This is a genomic window from Haladaptatus sp. T7 (genome assembly GCF_026008575.1).
In the GTDB taxonomy this organism is placed as follows: Archaea; Halobacteriota; Halobacteria; order Halobacteriales; family Haladaptataceae; genus Haladaptatus; species Haladaptatus paucihalophilus.
In genome coordinates this window covers 923020-939902 of the sequence record NZ_BROP01000001.1, presented here as the reverse complement: position 1 = coordinate 939902, position 16883 = coordinate 923020, and the positions used below count along the sequence as shown (strand labels likewise).

At 60.2% G+C, this 16883-nt stretch carries 15 protein-coding genes; 13 read left to right on the top strand and 2 right to left on the bottom strand.

Translation table 11 applies throughout. The features are described 5' to 3' along the window. Positions 1 to 96 precede the first annotated feature (96 nt). Positions 97 to 858 carry an IclR family transcriptional regulator gene (locus OPC11_RS05170; protein ID WP_264781213.1) on the bottom strand — a complete coding sequence of 254 codons (762 nt, stop codon included), beginning with the start codon at positions 856 to 858 and terminating at the stop codon, positions 97 to 99. 278 nt (positions 859 to 1136) lie between these two features. On the opposite strand from OPC11_RS05170, the gene OPC11_RS05165 reads away from it, so the two are divergent. The 6 genes from OPC11_RS05165 to dgoD all read left to right on the top strand — a co-directional run bounded on the left by OPC11_RS05165 (position 1137) and on the right by dgoD (position 8231). Next, on the top strand, positions 1137 to 2162 hold the full coding sequence (locus OPC11_RS05165) for a zinc-dependent alcohol dehydrogenase family protein (protein WP_264781212.1): 1026 nt from the start codon (positions 1137 to 1139) through the stop codon (positions 2160 to 2162). Positions 2163 to 2210: 48 nt separating this feature from the next. After that, entirely contained in the window at positions 2211 to 3614 is a 1404-nt protein-coding gene (locus OPC11_RS05160; RefSeq protein ID WP_264781211.1) for a sugar ABC transporter substrate-binding protein, read from the top strand. Between the two features lie 27 nt (positions 3615 to 3641). Continuing rightward, entirely contained in the window at positions 3642 to 4586 is a 945-nt protein-coding gene (locus tag OPC11_RS05155) for a sugar ABC transporter permease (RefSeq protein ID WP_306421003.1), read from the top strand. Then, entirely contained in the window at positions 4586 to 5461 is an 876-nt protein-coding gene (locus tag OPC11_RS05150; RefSeq protein ID WP_264781209.1) for a carbohydrate ABC transporter permease, read from the top strand. Before OPC11_RS05155 ends, OPC11_RS05150 begins: the two co-directional genes overlap by 1 nt. 91 nt (positions 5462 to 5552) lie before the next feature. Then, positions 5553 to 6731 (top strand): sn-glycerol-3-phosphate ABC transporter ATP-binding protein UgpC, encoded by a 1179-nt coding sequence (ugpC, locus tag OPC11_RS05145; protein WP_264781208.1) that lies wholly within the window; start codon positions 5553 to 5555, stop codon positions 6729 to 6731. 348 nt (positions 6732 to 7079) lie between these two features. Then, on the top strand, positions 7080 to 8231 hold the full coding sequence (dgoD, locus tag OPC11_RS05140) for a galactonate dehydratase (protein WP_007976809.1): 1152 nt from the start codon (positions 7080 to 7082) through the stop codon (positions 8229 to 8231). Between the two features lie 151 nt (positions 8232 to 8382). On the opposite strand, the gene OPC11_RS05135 is transcribed toward dgoD, so the two are convergent. Then, positions 8383 to 8985, bottom strand: a complete 603-nt coding sequence (locus tag OPC11_RS05135) for an NUDIX domain-containing protein (RefSeq protein WP_049805654.1) — start codon at positions 8983 to 8985, stop codon at positions 8383 to 8385. A gap of 123 nt (positions 8986 to 9108) precedes the next feature. Here OPC11_RS05135 and OPC11_RS05130 point away from each other — a divergent pair, with 123 nt between their 5' ends. The 7 genes from OPC11_RS05130 to OPC11_RS05100 all read left to right on the top strand — a co-directional run bounded on the left by OPC11_RS05130 (position 9109) and on the right by OPC11_RS05100 (position 16869). Beyond that, positions 9109 to 9627 (top strand): hypothetical protein, encoded by a 519-nt coding sequence (locus OPC11_RS05130; RefSeq protein WP_264781207.1) that lies wholly within the window; start codon positions 9109 to 9111, stop codon positions 9625 to 9627. Between the two features lie 47 nt (positions 9628 to 9674). Further along, positions 9675 to 10139: a DUF5812 family protein gene (locus tag OPC11_RS05125; RefSeq protein WP_069450020.1), complete on the top strand. Its 465-nt coding sequence runs from the start codon at positions 9675 to 9677 to the stop codon at positions 10137 to 10139. Between the two features lie 42 nt (positions 10140 to 10181). Further along, entirely contained in the window at positions 10182 to 10622 is a 441-nt protein-coding gene (locus OPC11_RS05120; protein ID WP_264781206.1) for a helix-turn-helix domain-containing protein, read from the top strand. Further along, entirely contained in the window at positions 10580 to 11311 is a 732-nt protein-coding gene (locus OPC11_RS05115; protein ID WP_026177784.1) for a nucleoside phosphorylase, read from the top strand. Before OPC11_RS05120 ends, OPC11_RS05115 begins: the two co-directional genes overlap by 43 nt. 75 nt (positions 11312 to 11386) lie before the next feature. After that, the gene (locus tag OPC11_RS05110; protein ID WP_264781205.1) at positions 11387 to 13279 is read left to right on the top strand and encodes a chloride channel protein; all 1893 of its coding nucleotides are present in this window, start codon (positions 11387 to 11389) and stop codon (positions 13277 to 13279) included. A gap of 165 nt (positions 13280 to 13444) precedes the next feature. After that, positions 13445 to 15313 (top strand): chloride channel protein, encoded by a 1869-nt coding sequence (locus OPC11_RS05105; protein WP_264781204.1) that lies wholly within the window; start codon positions 13445 to 13447, stop codon positions 15311 to 15313. A 74-nt stretch (positions 15314 to 15387) separates the two neighbouring features. Further along, a complete protein-coding gene (locus OPC11_RS05100) occupies positions 15388 to 16869 on the top strand; it encodes an HPP family protein (protein ID WP_264781203.1) in 1482 nt (493 codons plus the stop codon). The last annotated feature ends 14 nt before the right edge of the window (positions 16870 to 16883 follow it).

Sequence of the window (16883 nt, the reverse complement as noted above, 5' to 3'; positions counted from 1 at the left end):
AGTTCGTTTCCTTTTCTTAAATAATGGTTTTTCGAGAGTATGGGAATGTGTGTCGTGGTGGTTCGTAGAATTTGCCAGCGATGGTGGCCGCATCGATCACTTCCGCAGTTCGACCTGTATCGACTTCGCCGTACTGATCACCTGACCGGTTATGTCCTCCTGGAGGTAGCGACCGGACAGTTGACCTCTGGGTCCACAGATTCCGATCGCGGCGGCTGGCGCGCGCTCGTCGAGACCGAATGAGATTCCGATGCCGACGACTCCCTCGAACTGTTCTTCTCTGGAAAACGCGATCCCCTTATCTCGAATCGACCGCAACTCCGTTTCGAGCGACTGTCGGTCTGAAATAGTGTGGTCTGTCACCGATGGCAGGCCGTGTCGCGCGACAATCTCGTCGATTCGGTCTGTTTCGAGCGCAGCGAGAATCGCCTTTCCGGGCGCGGAGACGTGTAACGGGAACGCATCGCCACAAACGTAGTCCGGTGACCAGATGTCGGTACCCGCCATGTACGTGCAGATGCCGAGTCCGTCTTCCTCGACGAGGAGCGTCACGACTTCGCCGGTCGTCGTGGCGAGGTTGTCGACGTGTGATCGTGCGACGCGGTAGGCCTCGTGGTTCGAGCGCGTCTGCTCGCCGGGCGATAGCAAGCGGAGTGACGGACAGTATTTTCGGTTTTCTCTCCGGACGTAGCCGAGTTCCGAGAGTGTCCCCAAGTGGTTGTAGGTCACCCCTTTCGAGAGTCCGACCGCGTTGGACAGTTCCGTGACTCCCATCGGTCGATCTGCCTCGACGAGCGTCTCTAAAATTTCGAACGAATGTGTCGTTGCTTCGACGATCTTCGGGCTTTGGCTCGACATCACTCGATTCCCGATAGGAGCTAGAAATCCATATCAGTTGTTCTTCAGAGGAAAACAACTCCCTCGAAAGAGTCGATTGATAACTGGCCGAGACGTACATAATCGTTCATTATTTGGGTTTTCACCTACTATTTTTACGTTGAATGGAATCCTGTTTTCCAGAGAAGAACGATTCTGAAATGCAGATATCGTGGTTCTCGACGCGTGAAAGGCGATATTTGGTTTTTGAGGGGAAACATTTAACAGTGACTTCTGAATGGGGTTGGGCAGTTAGTTCGATGAAGGCAGCAACATTCACGGACGTAAACTCGGTGGAAATCGACGACCGGCAACGACCGGAGCCGGACAGCGATGAACTGCTCGTAGAAGTCACTGCCTGCGGCGTCTGTACGACGGACGTGCACATGTACAGCGGGTCACTCACCGTCGATTACCCGATGACCCCTGGCCACGAGAGCGCCGGGGAGATAGTGGCAGTGGGCGACGACATAGACGACTACGAGGTGGGTGACCGCGTCGCGATCAACCCCTCGATCCCGTGCAACGAGTGTTCGGCGTGTAAATCCGGACGGGAAAACCTCTGCAAGGATCTCACCTCGCTCGGCGGCGCGGCCGAACATATCATCGAGGGTGCGTTCTCGGAGTACGTAACGGCCCCTGCCAGCAACGTCGAAGACATCGGCGACATGGATTACCGGACGGCGGCCTTCGCGGAACCCCTTGGTTGCTGTATCAACGGCGTCGATCAGATCGGTCTCACCAGCGGTGAGACGGTCGTCATCGTCGGCGCTGGTGCAATCGGGCTGTTGCTCACGCAACTGCTCCGGGCGAGTGCTACTGGGCCCCTCGTCGTCTCCGAACCCGTCACGGAGCGACGTGAGGCGGCGCTCGACATCGGTGCGGACTACGTCATCGACCCGACCGAGGAGGACCCGACGACGGTGATCCCGGACCTCGTCGGTTCCGTCGATGTGGCCATCGAAGCCGTTGGACTGCCAGACACCATCGAGCAAGCCCACGAACTCACCGGACCTGGCGGTCGAACCCTCGTGTTCGGCGTTCCGCCGGAGGATGCGACGGTCGAAATCTCACCGTTCGACGTGTTCTACGAGGAACGAGAGATTGTCGGTACCTACTCGTTGACTCCGGACTCGTTCGCCCGTGCGGTCACGCTTCTCCAGAACGGTCGCATCGATACTGACACGCTCGTCACTGACGAGTTCTCACTCGACGACATCGAACTGGCGTTTGAACAGATGGAGGCTCGAGAAGGGCTGAAAAAGATAGTCTACCCCAATCGGTAGTGCAGTAACCACGAACACCACAGAGATACACACAGATCTGACATAATTATGAACGGAAAACACAATCGACGGACGTTTCTGACGGCGACCAGTGCAGGATTGCTCACCAGCATCGCGGGCTGCACACGCGGTGGAACCGGTTCCGATGACAGCGCTAATACCGACTCCAAATCGGACGGTGGTGCGGATATTCCACTCAAAAAGTACCAACAGTCTGACATAGACTGGAAACAGTTCGAGGACTCGAAGATCAACATCGGTGCCGTCCAGCACCCGTGGGTCGATGCAATCAAGCCCGCCGTTCCGATCTTTGAGAAACTCACCGGAATCGATGTCGTCTGGAACATCCTGCCGGAAAATCAATTCCGGACCAAGCGACAAACCGATGCCAGTACCGGTGCTGGACAGTTCGACGTATTCTTCATGGATCAAGTCGTCAACCAGTATCGCCACGAAGGGTGGCTACAACCCCTCGATCCGTACTTCGATGACAGCAGCTTGTACGACGAGAGTTGGTATCAGCCGGGCGATATGTTCGACGCGTCGAAATGGCAGGCCCACGGCGGTGGCTATAGCGACAAGTGGACCGGACTCCCGATCACCGTCGAGGTCCAGACCCAGTTCTACCGGACAGACCTATACGAGAAACACGGATTAACAGTCGCGGAGACCCTCGACCAATTCCGACAGAACGCAAAGACGATCCACGAAGCGGAGTCCGACATCGCCGGGACGGTCGGACGCGGACAGAAAGGCTACGGGATGAACATCTACATCCTGAACACGTTCCTCCGCGAGTTCGGCACATCACTCTGGACCGACTTCCCGAACAACTCCGGTCTCGATACGGACGGCACCATCGACGCCGCAAAGTGGTACGTCAACCTGCTGAAAGACTACGGTCCACAGGACGCGTCAACCCAGACCTGGTCCGACGTGCTCACGACGATGCAAGAGGGGCGCGCCGGTCACATCGTCGCGGACGCCAATCTGTTCTGGCCGGACCTGACCGGATCCGACTCCAAAGTAGGTGATAAGATCGGTATCGCGAAAGCACCGAAGCCGGCCGATGGTCAGTTCTCCCCTAACGCATACAACTGGCAGATATCGACGTCGAAGAATGCGAAGAACTCGAAGCAGGGTTTCCTCTTCATGCTGTGGGCGACGTCTAAACCGACCAACACGTGGATGCATCTCAATAACGACGCCGCATTTTCGGTTCGCCAGTCGGTTTGGAAGAACGACGAGTTCCGGTCGCGTGTCGGCGAGGACTTCGCCCAGATCACGCTCGATTCGCTGAAGGCAGCGAAACCGGACCCGTTCGACCGGAAGTATCCCCAGTGGGGCCAGCAGTACTCCGAAGAACTACAGCGAGCCATCGCCGGGCAGAAATCGGCCGAGGCAGCGATGAAAAAGGCCGCCACCGTCGCCGAAAACATTTACAGCGGGTGAGTTAGCCGTTCGGACACAGATAAAATCATGAGTACACCAACACAGACGCAATCGGAAACGCGAACAAAGCCCGAGGGAAAGATCGCGAGGGTCCGGAGACTGTGGAACGACCATCTCCCGATCTGGTTCATCGCACCGATGGCGATGGTAATGGTTCTGATTACCTTCTTCCCCGGCGCCTACGATCTCTATCTCAGCTTGATTAAAGAGCCGACGCTGAACGTATTCGCGGCCGATTTCGTCGGTCTGAGTAACTTCTCGACGGCGTTTTCCCGTGGTGGTGCGCTGCATTCGCTCATCATCACCATCACTGTCGTCGTCAGTGCGTTGATCCTCGAGAGTGTCCTTGGGTTCGTCTTGGCAGCGCTCGTTGCCGGTGTCGGCTCCGGCCGGCTCAAGTCGTTCTATCGGGTTCTGTTCATTATTCCGATGGCAGTCGCACCCGTGTCGCTCGCGACGATCGGACGAATCATGTTGAACAGCGAGGTTGGAATCATTCCGTACGTGATCAACTCGGCGACCCCGTTCACCGCACCGGCGTTCCTCTCGAAGATGCCGCTGCTAACGGTGATTCTCATGGATACGTGGAATTGGACGCCGTTCATGTTCATCATCTTCTACGCGGGCTTATCCTCGGTACCCGACACGCTGGTCGAGGCATCGCGAGTCGATGGAGCGCCACTCTGGCGTCGCTACGTCCACGTCATCATCCCGTACATGAAGCCGGTGGTGTTCGTTGCGACCCTCATCCGGATGATCGATCTGTTCCGGACGTTCGGTGTCGTGTACGGGCTGACCCAAGGTGGGCCGGGGACAGCGACGCAGCTAGTGAGCATCAATATCTACGAACAGATGTTCGTCAACAACCAGGTTACCGTCGCCGCAGCCATCGCCGTCGTCTACCTAATCATGGTCGTCGCGCTGTGTAATATCGTCATCGCAAAAGTCGGCTTTGACGGGGTGTGGGACTGATGGCGACGACAAAAGCCGAACCCGGTTCGTCCCAACGCTTCGAAAAAGACACGCGCGAGAAGATCGTTTCGGTGGTCCGACACGCCATCCTGTTAACGTGGTCATTCGTTGTGCTGTTCCCCCTCTACTGGCTCGCGTCCATGTCACTGAAGCCTCCGGGACAGGCGAACACGCTCCCGCCGGACTGGGTTTTCTTGCCGACGGTGTACAACTACCTGCAGCTCTTCCAGCGGTCGAAGTTCGTCACGGCGTTCGGTAATAGCCTGATCATGGTGGCGGCATCGGTGGTGCTCGTCCTGCTGATCGGTGTACCGGCGGCGTACGTGCTCTCTCGATACGACATCCCCATGGAACGGGACGTACTCGTGTGGATCCTCTCCTCACGGATGCTCCCGCCGATCGCCGTTGTGCTCCCGTTTTTCTTCATCTTCCGGAAGCTCAACTTGTTCGACACCAGGATCGGGATGGTCCTCATGTACGTCAGCATCAACCTCTCGTTGGTGGTCTGGGTGATGAAGGCGTTCTTCGATGGTATCCCCGTGACCTTGGAGGAAGCAGCGCGGGTCGACGGCGCAACGCGATTTCAGGGGTTCCGAAAAGTCGTCCTTCCGGCGGCAAAACCCGGAATCTACTCGGTCGCCATTATCAGTTTCATCTTCGCATGGATCGAGTTGCTGTTCGGGCTCGTGCTGACCAACTCCAAAGCAGTCCCGGTGACGTTGTACGTCTACTCGTTCATCGGCTCGCGCTCGATCGAGTGGTCGATGCTTGCAGCTGCTTCGATGGCGATGATCATCCCTGTCGCGGTCTTCCTCATCTTGGTCAACAAGTACCTGGCTGCTGGACTCAGCTTCGGTGTGGTGCTAAAAGAATGAACGAAACTACGACTGTACACGGACGACACGCATCGCTCGCAAACGACACCCATGCAGCGTGGACAGACTGCTGCACAATGGCGGTACGATAATGGCAAGAATCACAATCGACGACGTTACCAAACGATTCGGTGGAGACAACAACTCAGTAGTGGCGGTCGACGACGTATCGCTCGAAATCGACGACGGTGAATTCGTCGTGTTTGTCGGACCGTCGGGCAGCGGGAAATCGACACTCATGCGGATGGTCGCAGGGCTGGAAACCCAGACGGAAGGTGACATCACGATCGGTGACACGGTCGTCAACCAGTTCGGACCACGCGCGCGCGACATCGCGATGGTATTCCAGAACTACGCGCTGTACCCGAATATGACCGTTCAAGAGAACATGTCGTTCGGGCTGAAGATGTCGACGAACATGTCTGCGAGTGAGATAGAACGGAATGTCACGTCGACGGCGGAGATGATGGGTATCGCGAACCTGCTGGACAACAAACCAGGGGAGCTCTCCGGCGGGCAGCAACAGCGCGTCGCGCTCGGCCGGGCGATCGTTCGCGACCCGAACGTCTTCCTGATGGACGAGCCACTGTCGAATCTGGACGCGAAGCTTCGGACGGAGATGCGAACGGAGATCAACCGGCTCCAGAACGACCTCGGAGTCACCACGCTGTACGTTACGCACGACCAGACCGAGGCGATGACCATGGGCGACCGCCTGGTCGTTCTCAACTACGGTGAACTCCAACAGGTCGGCACGCCACTGGAATGTTTCTACCGCCCCGCCAATCGATTCGTCGCGGGGTTCATCGGGTCGCCGTCGATGAACTTCTTCGCCGGGACCGCGCGAGGGGGAACACTCCAGTGTGACGGGTTCGGGTACGACCTCTCGGAACGAATGCAGGAAAGCGTCGGGAGCTACGGAGATTTGGAACTCGGAATCCGCCCCGAGGACGTAGCCCTACACGACGAGGCCGTCGATCGGAACAGTTTCGAGGTCGTCATCGATGTGGTCGAGCCGATGGGTAGTATCTCGTACGTCTACTGCCGGGTTGCGGACCAGGAATCCGAGGACACGTTCGTCGTCGAAGTCGGCGGACAGCGGCCAATCAGTGAAGAACAGACGCTCTACGCGCATATCCCCCCCGAAGATGCGCACCTCTTCGACGGCGCTACCGGCGAAACGCTCCACCAGCGCAAACTCGACAGCGACATTGGGACGTCCGCCGCCGGACAGTCACAGAATGCAGGCGCGAGTTCCGGCACGCTATAAGTTTTCACATGAATGGATACATTCGAAGAGGCGGGTGCTGCTCGGCCGGTTCCCCGAACGCAGCTGGCGCGACTTGTCGGCCTAGTTGTTGGGCGACCTCCGTCGGGGTTTGAACCCTGTCCAGAAAAGTCAATCATTCTTACCGTTGTTCGTCCCGCTCTCTCATCTTTGTCAGTTTTAACAACTGTATCGGAACTCTTTCCGTCTATTCGAGCGGGGAAGATATCGTCGTCGTTCGCGGCTGTCCCAGCATCAGTTCGGTTCGACGGCGACTGTCCCGAGAATCGCGCGTTCTAAAAATCATCGAATACTCCGTGTCTTGAAGTAGTAGTCGTCACAACGTGTAGCATGCGCATCACTGACTACGAACTCTTCGCTGTTCCACCGCGATGGCTCTTTCTCAAACTGGAGACGAGCAACGGCCTCGTGGGCTGGGGTGAACCGACCATCCAGGGACGACTCGAAACAGTCCAAACTGCTGTCGACGAACTCGTCAGTGCGTATCTCCTCGGTGAAGACCCGTTAGAGGTTGAACGTCACTGGCGGACGATGTACCAGGGAGGGTACTATCGCGGTGGGCCGATCCTGATGAGCGCCCTAGCCGGGATCGACCACGCTCTGTGGGACATCAAGGGGAAACACTACGGGGCACCGGTTCACGAACTACTCGGCGGGCAGGTTCGGGACCGGGTGCTGGTCCACCAGTGGATCGGCGGCGAGGACAGGGAGGCGATCGCGAAAGAGGCGATTTCCCGTCGCAATCAGGGATACAAGGCGATCAAGATGAACGCAACCGCCGAGTTCCGTGCGCTCGAACCACCGGGTACTGTTGAACGGGTGCGAAAGCGCGTCGCTACCGTCAGGGACGCCGTTGGTGACGATCTCTATCTCGGCGTTGACTTTCACGGGCGCGTCTCGAAGCCGATGGTCCGTCGGCTCGTCGAGACGCTGGAATCGTATGGTCTAATGTTCATCGACCAACCAGTGTTGCCGGAACACTCGGGGTTCCTCTCGACGCTCACGGAACAGACAAGCGTCCCCATTGCGACAGGTGAGCGATTCTACTCGCGGTACGATTTCAAACCGCTCCTCGTAGAGGGCGCAGTCACGGTCATCCAACCCGACGTGACACACGTCGGCGGGATTACAGAGCTGCGGAAGATTGCGACGATGGCAGAGGCGTTCGACGTAGCCGTCATTCCACATTGTCCGTTGAGTCCGATCGCCTTCGCAGCGACCCTACAAGTGGTCCTCTGTTCGCACAACGGCGTCATGCAGGAACAGGATTTATCCTTTCACGACCCAGCAGAGAGCGTCGGACTCCAGTATCTCGACGACCCCGAGACGTTCGAATTCGATGACGGCTACGTCAGTTGCCCGACTGAACCAGGTTTGGGAATCGAGGTGGACGAGTCGTACGTGCGTGAACAATCACGCGCTGACGTGAAGTGGTACAACCCGGTCTGGCGTCACGAAGACGGTGGGATAGCCGAGTGGTGAACCTGTCGTGGTTGAGCGATTCGTCTGTGATCGTTGAAAGGGTATATCGAATCACAAAATCATCGAGCATTGGTGCGGTAGGCCACTATTCGACAGACTACTTCCACGAAATTAATCGAAAAAACGACACAACAGGCTCTTGCGAAAGTCGCTATTCGAAATCTCGTCGCATGGCGATTTCGAACCACGGACACAGGCGAAGCTGACGGTACCAGCGCGGGTTCTCGTGCAGGCGCTCGTAGGGAACCCACATCACGCCGCCGACTTCTTCCTCAACGGGGTCGAGCGATTTGTCCGTCAGGGTGAGTTTGAGGACGGAACAGACCTCGTGTTCGACGCCCTCCTGCGGGTAGTAGCGCTTGTACTCGAACTTATCCGTCACGCGCAGATCGTCGTACTGGTCGGGCGAGATGCCGAGTTCTTCTTCGAGGCGCTGGCGCGTGGCCTCCTCTTGGGATTGGCCGGGTTCGGGGTGGGACGCGACGGTACCGTCCCAGTAGGTGTCCCAGAGGCGCTTCGTCGGCGAACGCTGTGCGAGGAGGATGTTGTCGTCCTCGTCGAAGATGAGCGCGGTGAACGCTCGATGGCGGATGCCGTCACCCATGTGGGCGTCGAGCCGGTTCACGATTTCGAGTTCGTTGTCGTCGCCGTCCACGGCGACGACGTTCTGGCGAGCGTTCTTGTGTCGCTCGTCGGTTTCGGCGCTCTCGTTGGCGGCTCCGCCCGACGAGTTGGCGGCGTTGTCAGTGCTCATACCGCTATAGAGAACCATCCGTTTCAAACGTTCTTCGGAAATCGTTCGACACGAAATCGTACTGTCGGTCCTCCCGACTCGAAGTCGCGCCATTTACCTTCGCGCGAGTCCGAGTGTCGGGTGATGACCGACGCCGCTACCGCCGGTGAGGACGACTACTCCGGGTTGCTTGGCGCGTTCCGCTACAGTTTCCGCGTCTCCGACTCGCTCGTTTTCCGGCTGTACGTCCTTCTCAGCTTCGTTCTCGGGGTCATCCTCGGGTTCGCGTTCGTCCTCGCACTGGTTCGCTGGTTCTACCTCACGCTCGGTCACTCCGCGCTGGAGACGACCTCGAACGCCTTCCTCGGCGTCATCGCGCTCTTCGTCCTCGGACCGCTGTTCGCGCCCGTCCTGTTCGTGGCGCGTCGTCACCGACGCGACGAAGGCGAAGACGCCCGCTACGACACGATTCTCGCGCTCTCGGGCGTCCTCTTCCTGCTCTCGCTGTACGTCGGGGTCATCATCTCCGTTCCGGCACAGTACCAGTCGGCGAACGCCGGTGTCCTCGGGAGCTTTCTCTACTCGCTCCCGCAACTGTCCGGCCTCGTCCCGCCCATCGTCTCGGCGCTGTTCATCTACGCCCTCCATCGGTTCCTCAAGTAGCGAACGGGAGCGCAACCCGGAAAAGGAACCGCGACGTACCACCTGCCATGACCGAGAAGACGAGCACGTTCCTCGTCACCCACGCCGAAGACGACTCGGCGGTGCTCAAGGACGTTCACGACGGACAGGTACACACGCTTTCGAGCAACCCCGGCGTCGAAGCGGACGACGCCATCGAGGCCACGGTCGAACCCGAACCCCCGATGGAGGTGACGTGGACCGCCGTCGAAATCGACGAACGACGGTCCCTCACGGTCCACGAGAGCGACGAACCGCCGACGAGTCACGAGCGAGACATCGCCGACGAACAGGAGGTTGGCGACTTGGAACGCACCGAACGCGCCGGAATCGGCGAGATTCACGTTCTATCTGTTCCGCCGGAGGAAACCGAAGACGCCGTGGCCGACGTGCTGGACGACGAGGGAACGCTCTCGCGTGCGGCTCGACTCGGCGTGAACCGCGTCGAAGTCAGGTCCGAGGACGGAACGGTGAGCGTTCGGTATCTGCCCTGACAACCGAATAAACTATTCTCGTCGGAATAGACTATTTCGACAATGAAAAAGCGCTACGACGTCCCCAAACTCCCCGAAAACAGCGTCCTCGACTTGGAGGACTACCTCGCCATGCAACGTGCAATCGGCGAAGAATCGCGCTATCGAATCTTCGCGGAACTCCTCCGAGAGGGCGAGCAGAGTGCCACGGAACTCGTGGACGCGCTCGACATCAAATCGAACTCGCTTCACTACCATCTGGACGAACTCGTGGACATCGGATTGGTGGCGAACCGGAAACGAAAGGAGCGCGGTGCTGACGGTCTGTACTCGTACTACGTCGCCACCTCGCTCGGAAAAGCAGTGATGAAACACGGTATCGGCGAACTCATCCGCGAGGAACACGACATCCTGACGCGTTACAGCTACTCTTTTCTACCTCACCCCAAAACCCCTCGTCCATGGCAATGCAACCGCACCTACTCGTTGACGAGGGCGACCTGAACGATATCGCGCTGATTCCCGGCGACCCGGGGCGCGTGGACCGAATCGCGGCGCAGTGTGACTCCTCGGAGGTCGTCTCCGAGAACCGCGAGTACAAGGTCGTCAACGCGGAGTACGAGGGGACGCCGCTGACCATCTGTTCGACCGGAATCGGCTGTCCGTCCGCGACTATCGCCATCGAGGAGATGCACGCCGTCGGCGTCGAAACCGTCATCCGCGTCGGGACGACGGGTGCGCTCCAGACGGACATCGAAATCGGCGATATGGTCGTCGCCACGGGCGCGGCGAAAGACGAGGGGACGACCCGTCGCTACGAGAAGGACACCTACCCGGCGGTGCCGGACTATCACGTCCTCTCGGCGCTGGTCGATTCCGCGGAATCGAACGACGAGGACGTTCACGTCGGCCCGATTGCGTCCGACGACGCGTTCTACGCGGAAACCGACGAGTACGTTCGGTCGTGGGAAGAGGCGAACATCCTCTCCGTCGAGATGGAAGCGGCCGCGGTCTTCTCCGTCGCGCGACGCAAGGGCATGCGCTCGGGGGCCATCTGCACCGTGGACGGCAACCTCGTGAAGGGAACCCAGAAGGGTACCGACACCGAGGACGACGAACTGCCCGAGAAGGCGAAGAACAACGTCGAGCGCGCGATTCGCATCACGCTCGATGCCGTCGTCTCGTTGGCGTAACCGAGAGCTGATACGGGGGTGATTTTCGTAAAACCGACCACAAGAGTGTAGCGGCTCCCGGTCGTGATGCTCTCTATGGGTGGAGGGGACGGGAGCGAGGAGGCGGCGAGCGACGAGTCCATGTTAGGGAAGGTTCGTTCGCCCCTCTCCCCGCATTCCCTCCGGTCGCTTCCAGCGGACAGCGACCTTCGAATGGTGGTGTTGGCGCTCGCAATCGGGATTATCGCCGGACTCGGCGCAGTGTTCTTCCGGTTCGCCATCTGGGTCGTCCAAGAGGTCTTCTACGGCCCGGCGCTCAATCCGGGGAGCGTCGAGTTCGCACTCGTCCCGGTTCCGAACGCCTTTTCGATACTGTCGGCGCTCGGTCCGGTTAGACTCCTCCTCCTTCCCGCCGTCGGCGGCCTCATCGTGGGCGTCATCATCAAACTGACGACGCCGGAAGTGAAGGGCCACGGCGTCCCGAAGGTTCTCGAATCCATCCTCGTCCGAGGCGGCGAGATAGACCCGAAGATATCGGTGTACAAGACGGTCGCTTCGTCCATCGCAATCGGGAGCGGCGGGTCGCTGGGTCGTGAAGGCCCCATCGTCCAAATCGGGAGCGCGGCGGGGTCCTTCTTCGGCCGGTACGTGGACCGAAGCGCCTACACCCGGACGCTGGTGGCGGCGGGTGCGGCGGCGGGTATCGCCGGGACGTTCAACGCGCCGCTGGCGGGCGTCATGTTCTCGTTGGAAATCCTCCTGGCGGAGTACTACCTGCAGAACGTCATCGCCATCGTCTTGAGTGCGGTAATGGCGACGGCCGTCGCGCGGTCGTTGCTCGATTTCACTCCCAACCCCGGCGTCCGCGAGTTCCTCGTTCCCATTCAGTACCACCTCGTCTCGCCGGTGGTCGAATATCCGCTGTACGTCCTGCTCGGCGTGCTCGTCGCGCTCGTCGGCGCGGGCGTCGTGAAACTCCTCTACCGCACCGAACACGTCTTCGAGGGGTTCGACCTTCCCCCCGTGACGAAACCCGCGCTCGGCGGGGCGCTCCTCGGTCTTTCAGCCCTCGTCACGGCGGTCGCGTTCGGCGTCTCCCCGCTCCGCGGTGCGACGTGGCTGTTCGGCGTTGGGTACGGCACGATTCGCCACAGCATCCTCGGCGATTTCGGATTCGTCCTGTTGTTGGTGCTCGCGCTGATGAAGGCCGTCGGGTTCTCGCTGTCGGTCGGGAGCGGCAGTTCCGGCGGGGTGTTCTCGCCGTCGCTGTACATCGGCGCGATGCTCGGCGGCGCGTACGGGGCCGTCGTCCACGCGCTCGTGCCCGGCACCGCGGGACCGGGCGCATACGCGCTCGTCGGCATGGGCGGCATCTTCGCCACCTCCGCCCGCGCGCCGCTGACGGCGACGCTCATCATCTTCGAGTTGACCGGCCAGTACACCATCATCCTCCCGCTCTTGCTCGTCTGCGTCCTCGGCAACGAACTTTCGAACCGCCTCCTCCGCGGGAGCACCATCTACATCGAAAAACTCCGGGAGCGCGGAATCACAGTACAGGAGCGTCGCATCGGCAGTCTGGAGGACCTGACCGCGAGCGACGTGATGACGACGACCGTCGATACGCTCCCCGCGGAACTGTCGGTCGAGGACGCGATTCCGACGATTCGAACCAGCGACCACGGCGGCTTTCCGGTCGTCGATTCCGAGGGGAATCTCGCCGGAATCGTCACGCTCACCGACCTCGAACCGTTCATGTCCGGTCGCGCCGGGGGAGAAACCGAGCGTCCCGAGGCGGAACAGACCGTCGGTGACGTGTGCACGACGGACGTCCGTACCGTGACGCCCGGCGAGAACTTGCTGTCGGTCGTGGACAAGATGGAATCGTTCGATATCGGACGGTTACCGGTGGTCGAAGACGGCGGGGTGGTCGGAATCGTCACCCGGAGCGACGTGTTGGATGCGTACGACCGAATGCCGTCTTTCGTTTAAGAACGTCCACTTTTTCGGTCGTCTGCATATCGAAAGGGAAATCCCCCCTCGCTCAGTATAGGCACACAAATGGGGTTATTGAGTTCATTACCTATCCTATCAGGGTCACAATCAACTACCGGTGATAGCTCTCGGGGGTTATCACTCGGTGACGAAGAAATACAGATGAACCTTATTGCGATCGTCATCGGAATCATTGCGGGACTCGGGGCGGTCGTTTTTCGGTTGACGATTTGGGGGGCACAGGAGGTCTTTTTCGGAACGACACTCAACCCGGGAAACGTCGAGTTCGAACTGATAGACTTTCCGAACGTGTTCGGCGCGCTGTCGTTCCTCGGTAACGCGCGGTTCCTTTTGCTTCCCGCCATCGGCGGCCTTCTCGTCGGCGTCATCGTCGTGCTGACGACGCCGGAGGTGAAGGGTCACGGCGTGCCGAAAGTCATGGAATCGATGCTCGTTCGCGGCGGGAAGATAGACCCGAAGATTTCGGTGTACAAGACGGTCGCCTCCTCGCTCGCGATCGGCAGTGGTGGGTCGCTGGGTCGTGAAGGTCCCATCATCCAGATCGGAAGCGCGGCGGGGTCCTTCTTCGGTCGCTTCATGGACCAGAAGTACACCCGGACGCTGGTGGCGGCGGGTGCGGCGGCGGGTATCGCCGGAACGTTCAACGCGCCGCTGGCGGGCGTCATGTTCTCGTTGGAAATCCTCCTGGCGGAGTACTACCTGCAGAACGTCATCGTCGTCGTGTTGGCGTCCGTGATGTCCACCGCCGTCGCGCGGACCATCCTCGAATTCACGCCGAATCCCGGCGTTCGGGCGTTTCTAGTTCCCGTCGATTATCAGATGGTCACCCCCATCGTGGAGTTCCCGCTCTACATCGGCCTCGGCTTCGTCATCGGCCTGTCCGGTGCCGCCGTCGTCAAGATGCTGTACGGTACCGAACACGTCTTCGAGCGCCTCGACTTGCCCGAGTACGTAAAACCCGCCATCGGCGGTCTGCTCCTCGGTGCCACCGTTCTCATCAGCACCGTCCTGCTCCACGAGTCGGCGCTGACGACCGCTGACTGGCTGTTCGGCGTCGGTTACGCGACTATCCACTCGGCCATCGCGGGCGACCTGACGCTCAAGATCATCCTCGCGCTGGCGATTCTGAAACTGCTCGCCTTCTCGTTCTCGGTCGGTAGCGGCAGTTCCGGCGGGGTGTTCTCGCCCGGTCTCTACATCGGCGCGATGATCGGCGGCGGATTCGGCATCCTCGCCAGCATGCTCTTCCCCGGTACCGCCGGACCCGGTGCGTACGCGCTCGTCGGCATGGGCGGCGTGTTCGCGGCGACCGCCCGCGCGCCGCTGACGGCGACGCTCATCATCTTCGAGTTGACCGGCCAGTACACCATCATCCTCCCGCTGCTCGTCGTCACGGTCATCGGCAGCGTCGTCACCCAACGCCTGCTCAACCGCGGGACTATCTACACCGAGAAGCTCCGCGACAAGGGCATCACCGTGCAGGAACGTCGCATCGGCAGTCTGGAGGACCTGACCGCGAAAGACGTGATGACGACGAACGTGGACACGCTCACGACCGGTTCCAGTTGCGAGGACGCCCTCATGATGTTCCAGCAGACGAAACACCACGGGCTTCCAATCGTCGACGAGAGCGGCAGTCTCGTCGGTATCATGACCCTGACGGACCTCGAATCCGAACTCACCAACTCCATCATCCACACCATCGAGGGCCGCGAGGAGATCAACCTGCCGGACGAGGAACTCGCCCCGGTGGAGAAGATCGGAACGACCGAGGTGCTGACCGTCCCGCCGTCCGCGAACCTGCTCTCCGTGGTCGATATCATGGAGAAGTTGGACGTCGGCCGCATCCCCATCGTGGACGAGGAAAACCACCCCGTCGGAATCGTCACTCGGAGCGACATCCTCGACGCCTACGACAACATTCCCGAGTTGTCCCGAGGGACCGAAGTCGATATTCCGGTGGTCGCCGAATCGAAGCTCCCCAACGTCAGCGCCGACAAGCAGGACTGAGAATCGATCCGACCGACCGAATCGGTCCGATTCGGCAGGAACGCATATAGTTCACGCTGGAAAACCCTTCGTTGATGCGCAACTGGTTGCGGACGATGTACGAGCGGTCGTTAGCGCGCGCTCGACGCGTCAGACGCCGCGAAACCAAGGAGTTTCGTCGCTGGTTGGAGACGAGTGCGAACCTCCGCCATCTGACGGCGTTGATAGCCCTCCCGCTGCTCATCGCCGGAATTACGGCGCTCTCCGACCGCATCGAAGAGCTTTCGTTCCTGCTCTATCCGCCGCTCGCATCGGGTACCTACACCCTCTTCAGCGACCCGGACGGACGATACGCCTCGCCCCGGAACTTCGTCGGCGGCCTCGGCACGGGCGCGGTCTGTGGCTGGTTTTCCGTTCTCTTCTCGGAGGCGTTCCTCAACGTCCCGGAGATACAGCCATTGCAGGCCCACCCCGTCACCGCGGCGCTCGCCGTCTTCCTAACCATCGCGGCGACGTGGGCGCTCTCGCTCGAACTTCCGGCGGCGTTCTCCACGTCGCTGCTCGCCGTCGTCGTCGGCGTTCACGACCCGTACTACGTGGCGAGCGTCATTGTTTCGAGCGTCATCGTCATCTCGGTCTTCGGTGCGTGGCGACGGGAATTCTATCAGAAACGGTCGCGCTATCTCTACCAATCCACGAACGGTGACGATCACGTTCTCGTGCCGATGCGGGGACAGTACGCCGAGGGAGCGGCCATGTTCGGCGCGAAGCTGGCGTCCGCCCACGACGCCGGAAAAGTCGTTCTGGTGGACATCGTGGACGATACCGCCATCGAGAACGCGAAAGGGGACGACGGGGACGGGACCGATCCGACGCTCGTCGCGCGCGAGAACGCGGAACTCGACGCCGATGGGGTGGCAGAAACGCAAGCCGCGGACGAAGCGGCCGCCCGCCTCGAACGACAGGCACAACGGATTCGAACGCGGGTTGGTGTCCCCTGTGAAGTCGTCATCGCCGGTGACGGGAGTAACCAGTCGCGGACGATACTGCGGACGGCCCGCGAGACGAACTGCGACCTCATCGTCACGCCCTACGAGGAGAAACACGGTAGCCTCTCGCCGTTCGTTCGCAAACTGTTCCGCGGGAGAATCGACGCCATCGTCTATCGACCCGCCCCGGACACCGACTCGGCGGACGCCCGGAGGTACGGGTGGAAGCGAATCCTCGTTCCCGTCCGACGGGCTGGCGACACGGCCCACGCGATGATCGACTTCGCCCAGCGTCTCGTCGGTCGAACTGGGACGGTGAGCGTTTGTACCTGCATCGACCGTGAGTCGGAGCGGCGGAGAGCGGAATCGACCCTCGCCGACCTCGTAGAGGCGTTCGAGGGGTCGTTCGAGACGCGAATTTCGCGGGACCACATCGAGCAATTCCTGACGGCGAACGACGACCACTACGACCTCATCTTCATCGGGGCGAGCACCAACCGAAGCGCCGCGTCTCGGTTCATCTCGCCGCCAACGTTCGAGCGACTGCACGAGGTCGAATGCGACGTGGCGGTCGTCCACCGCGGCTGAATCGCGCGAAACGG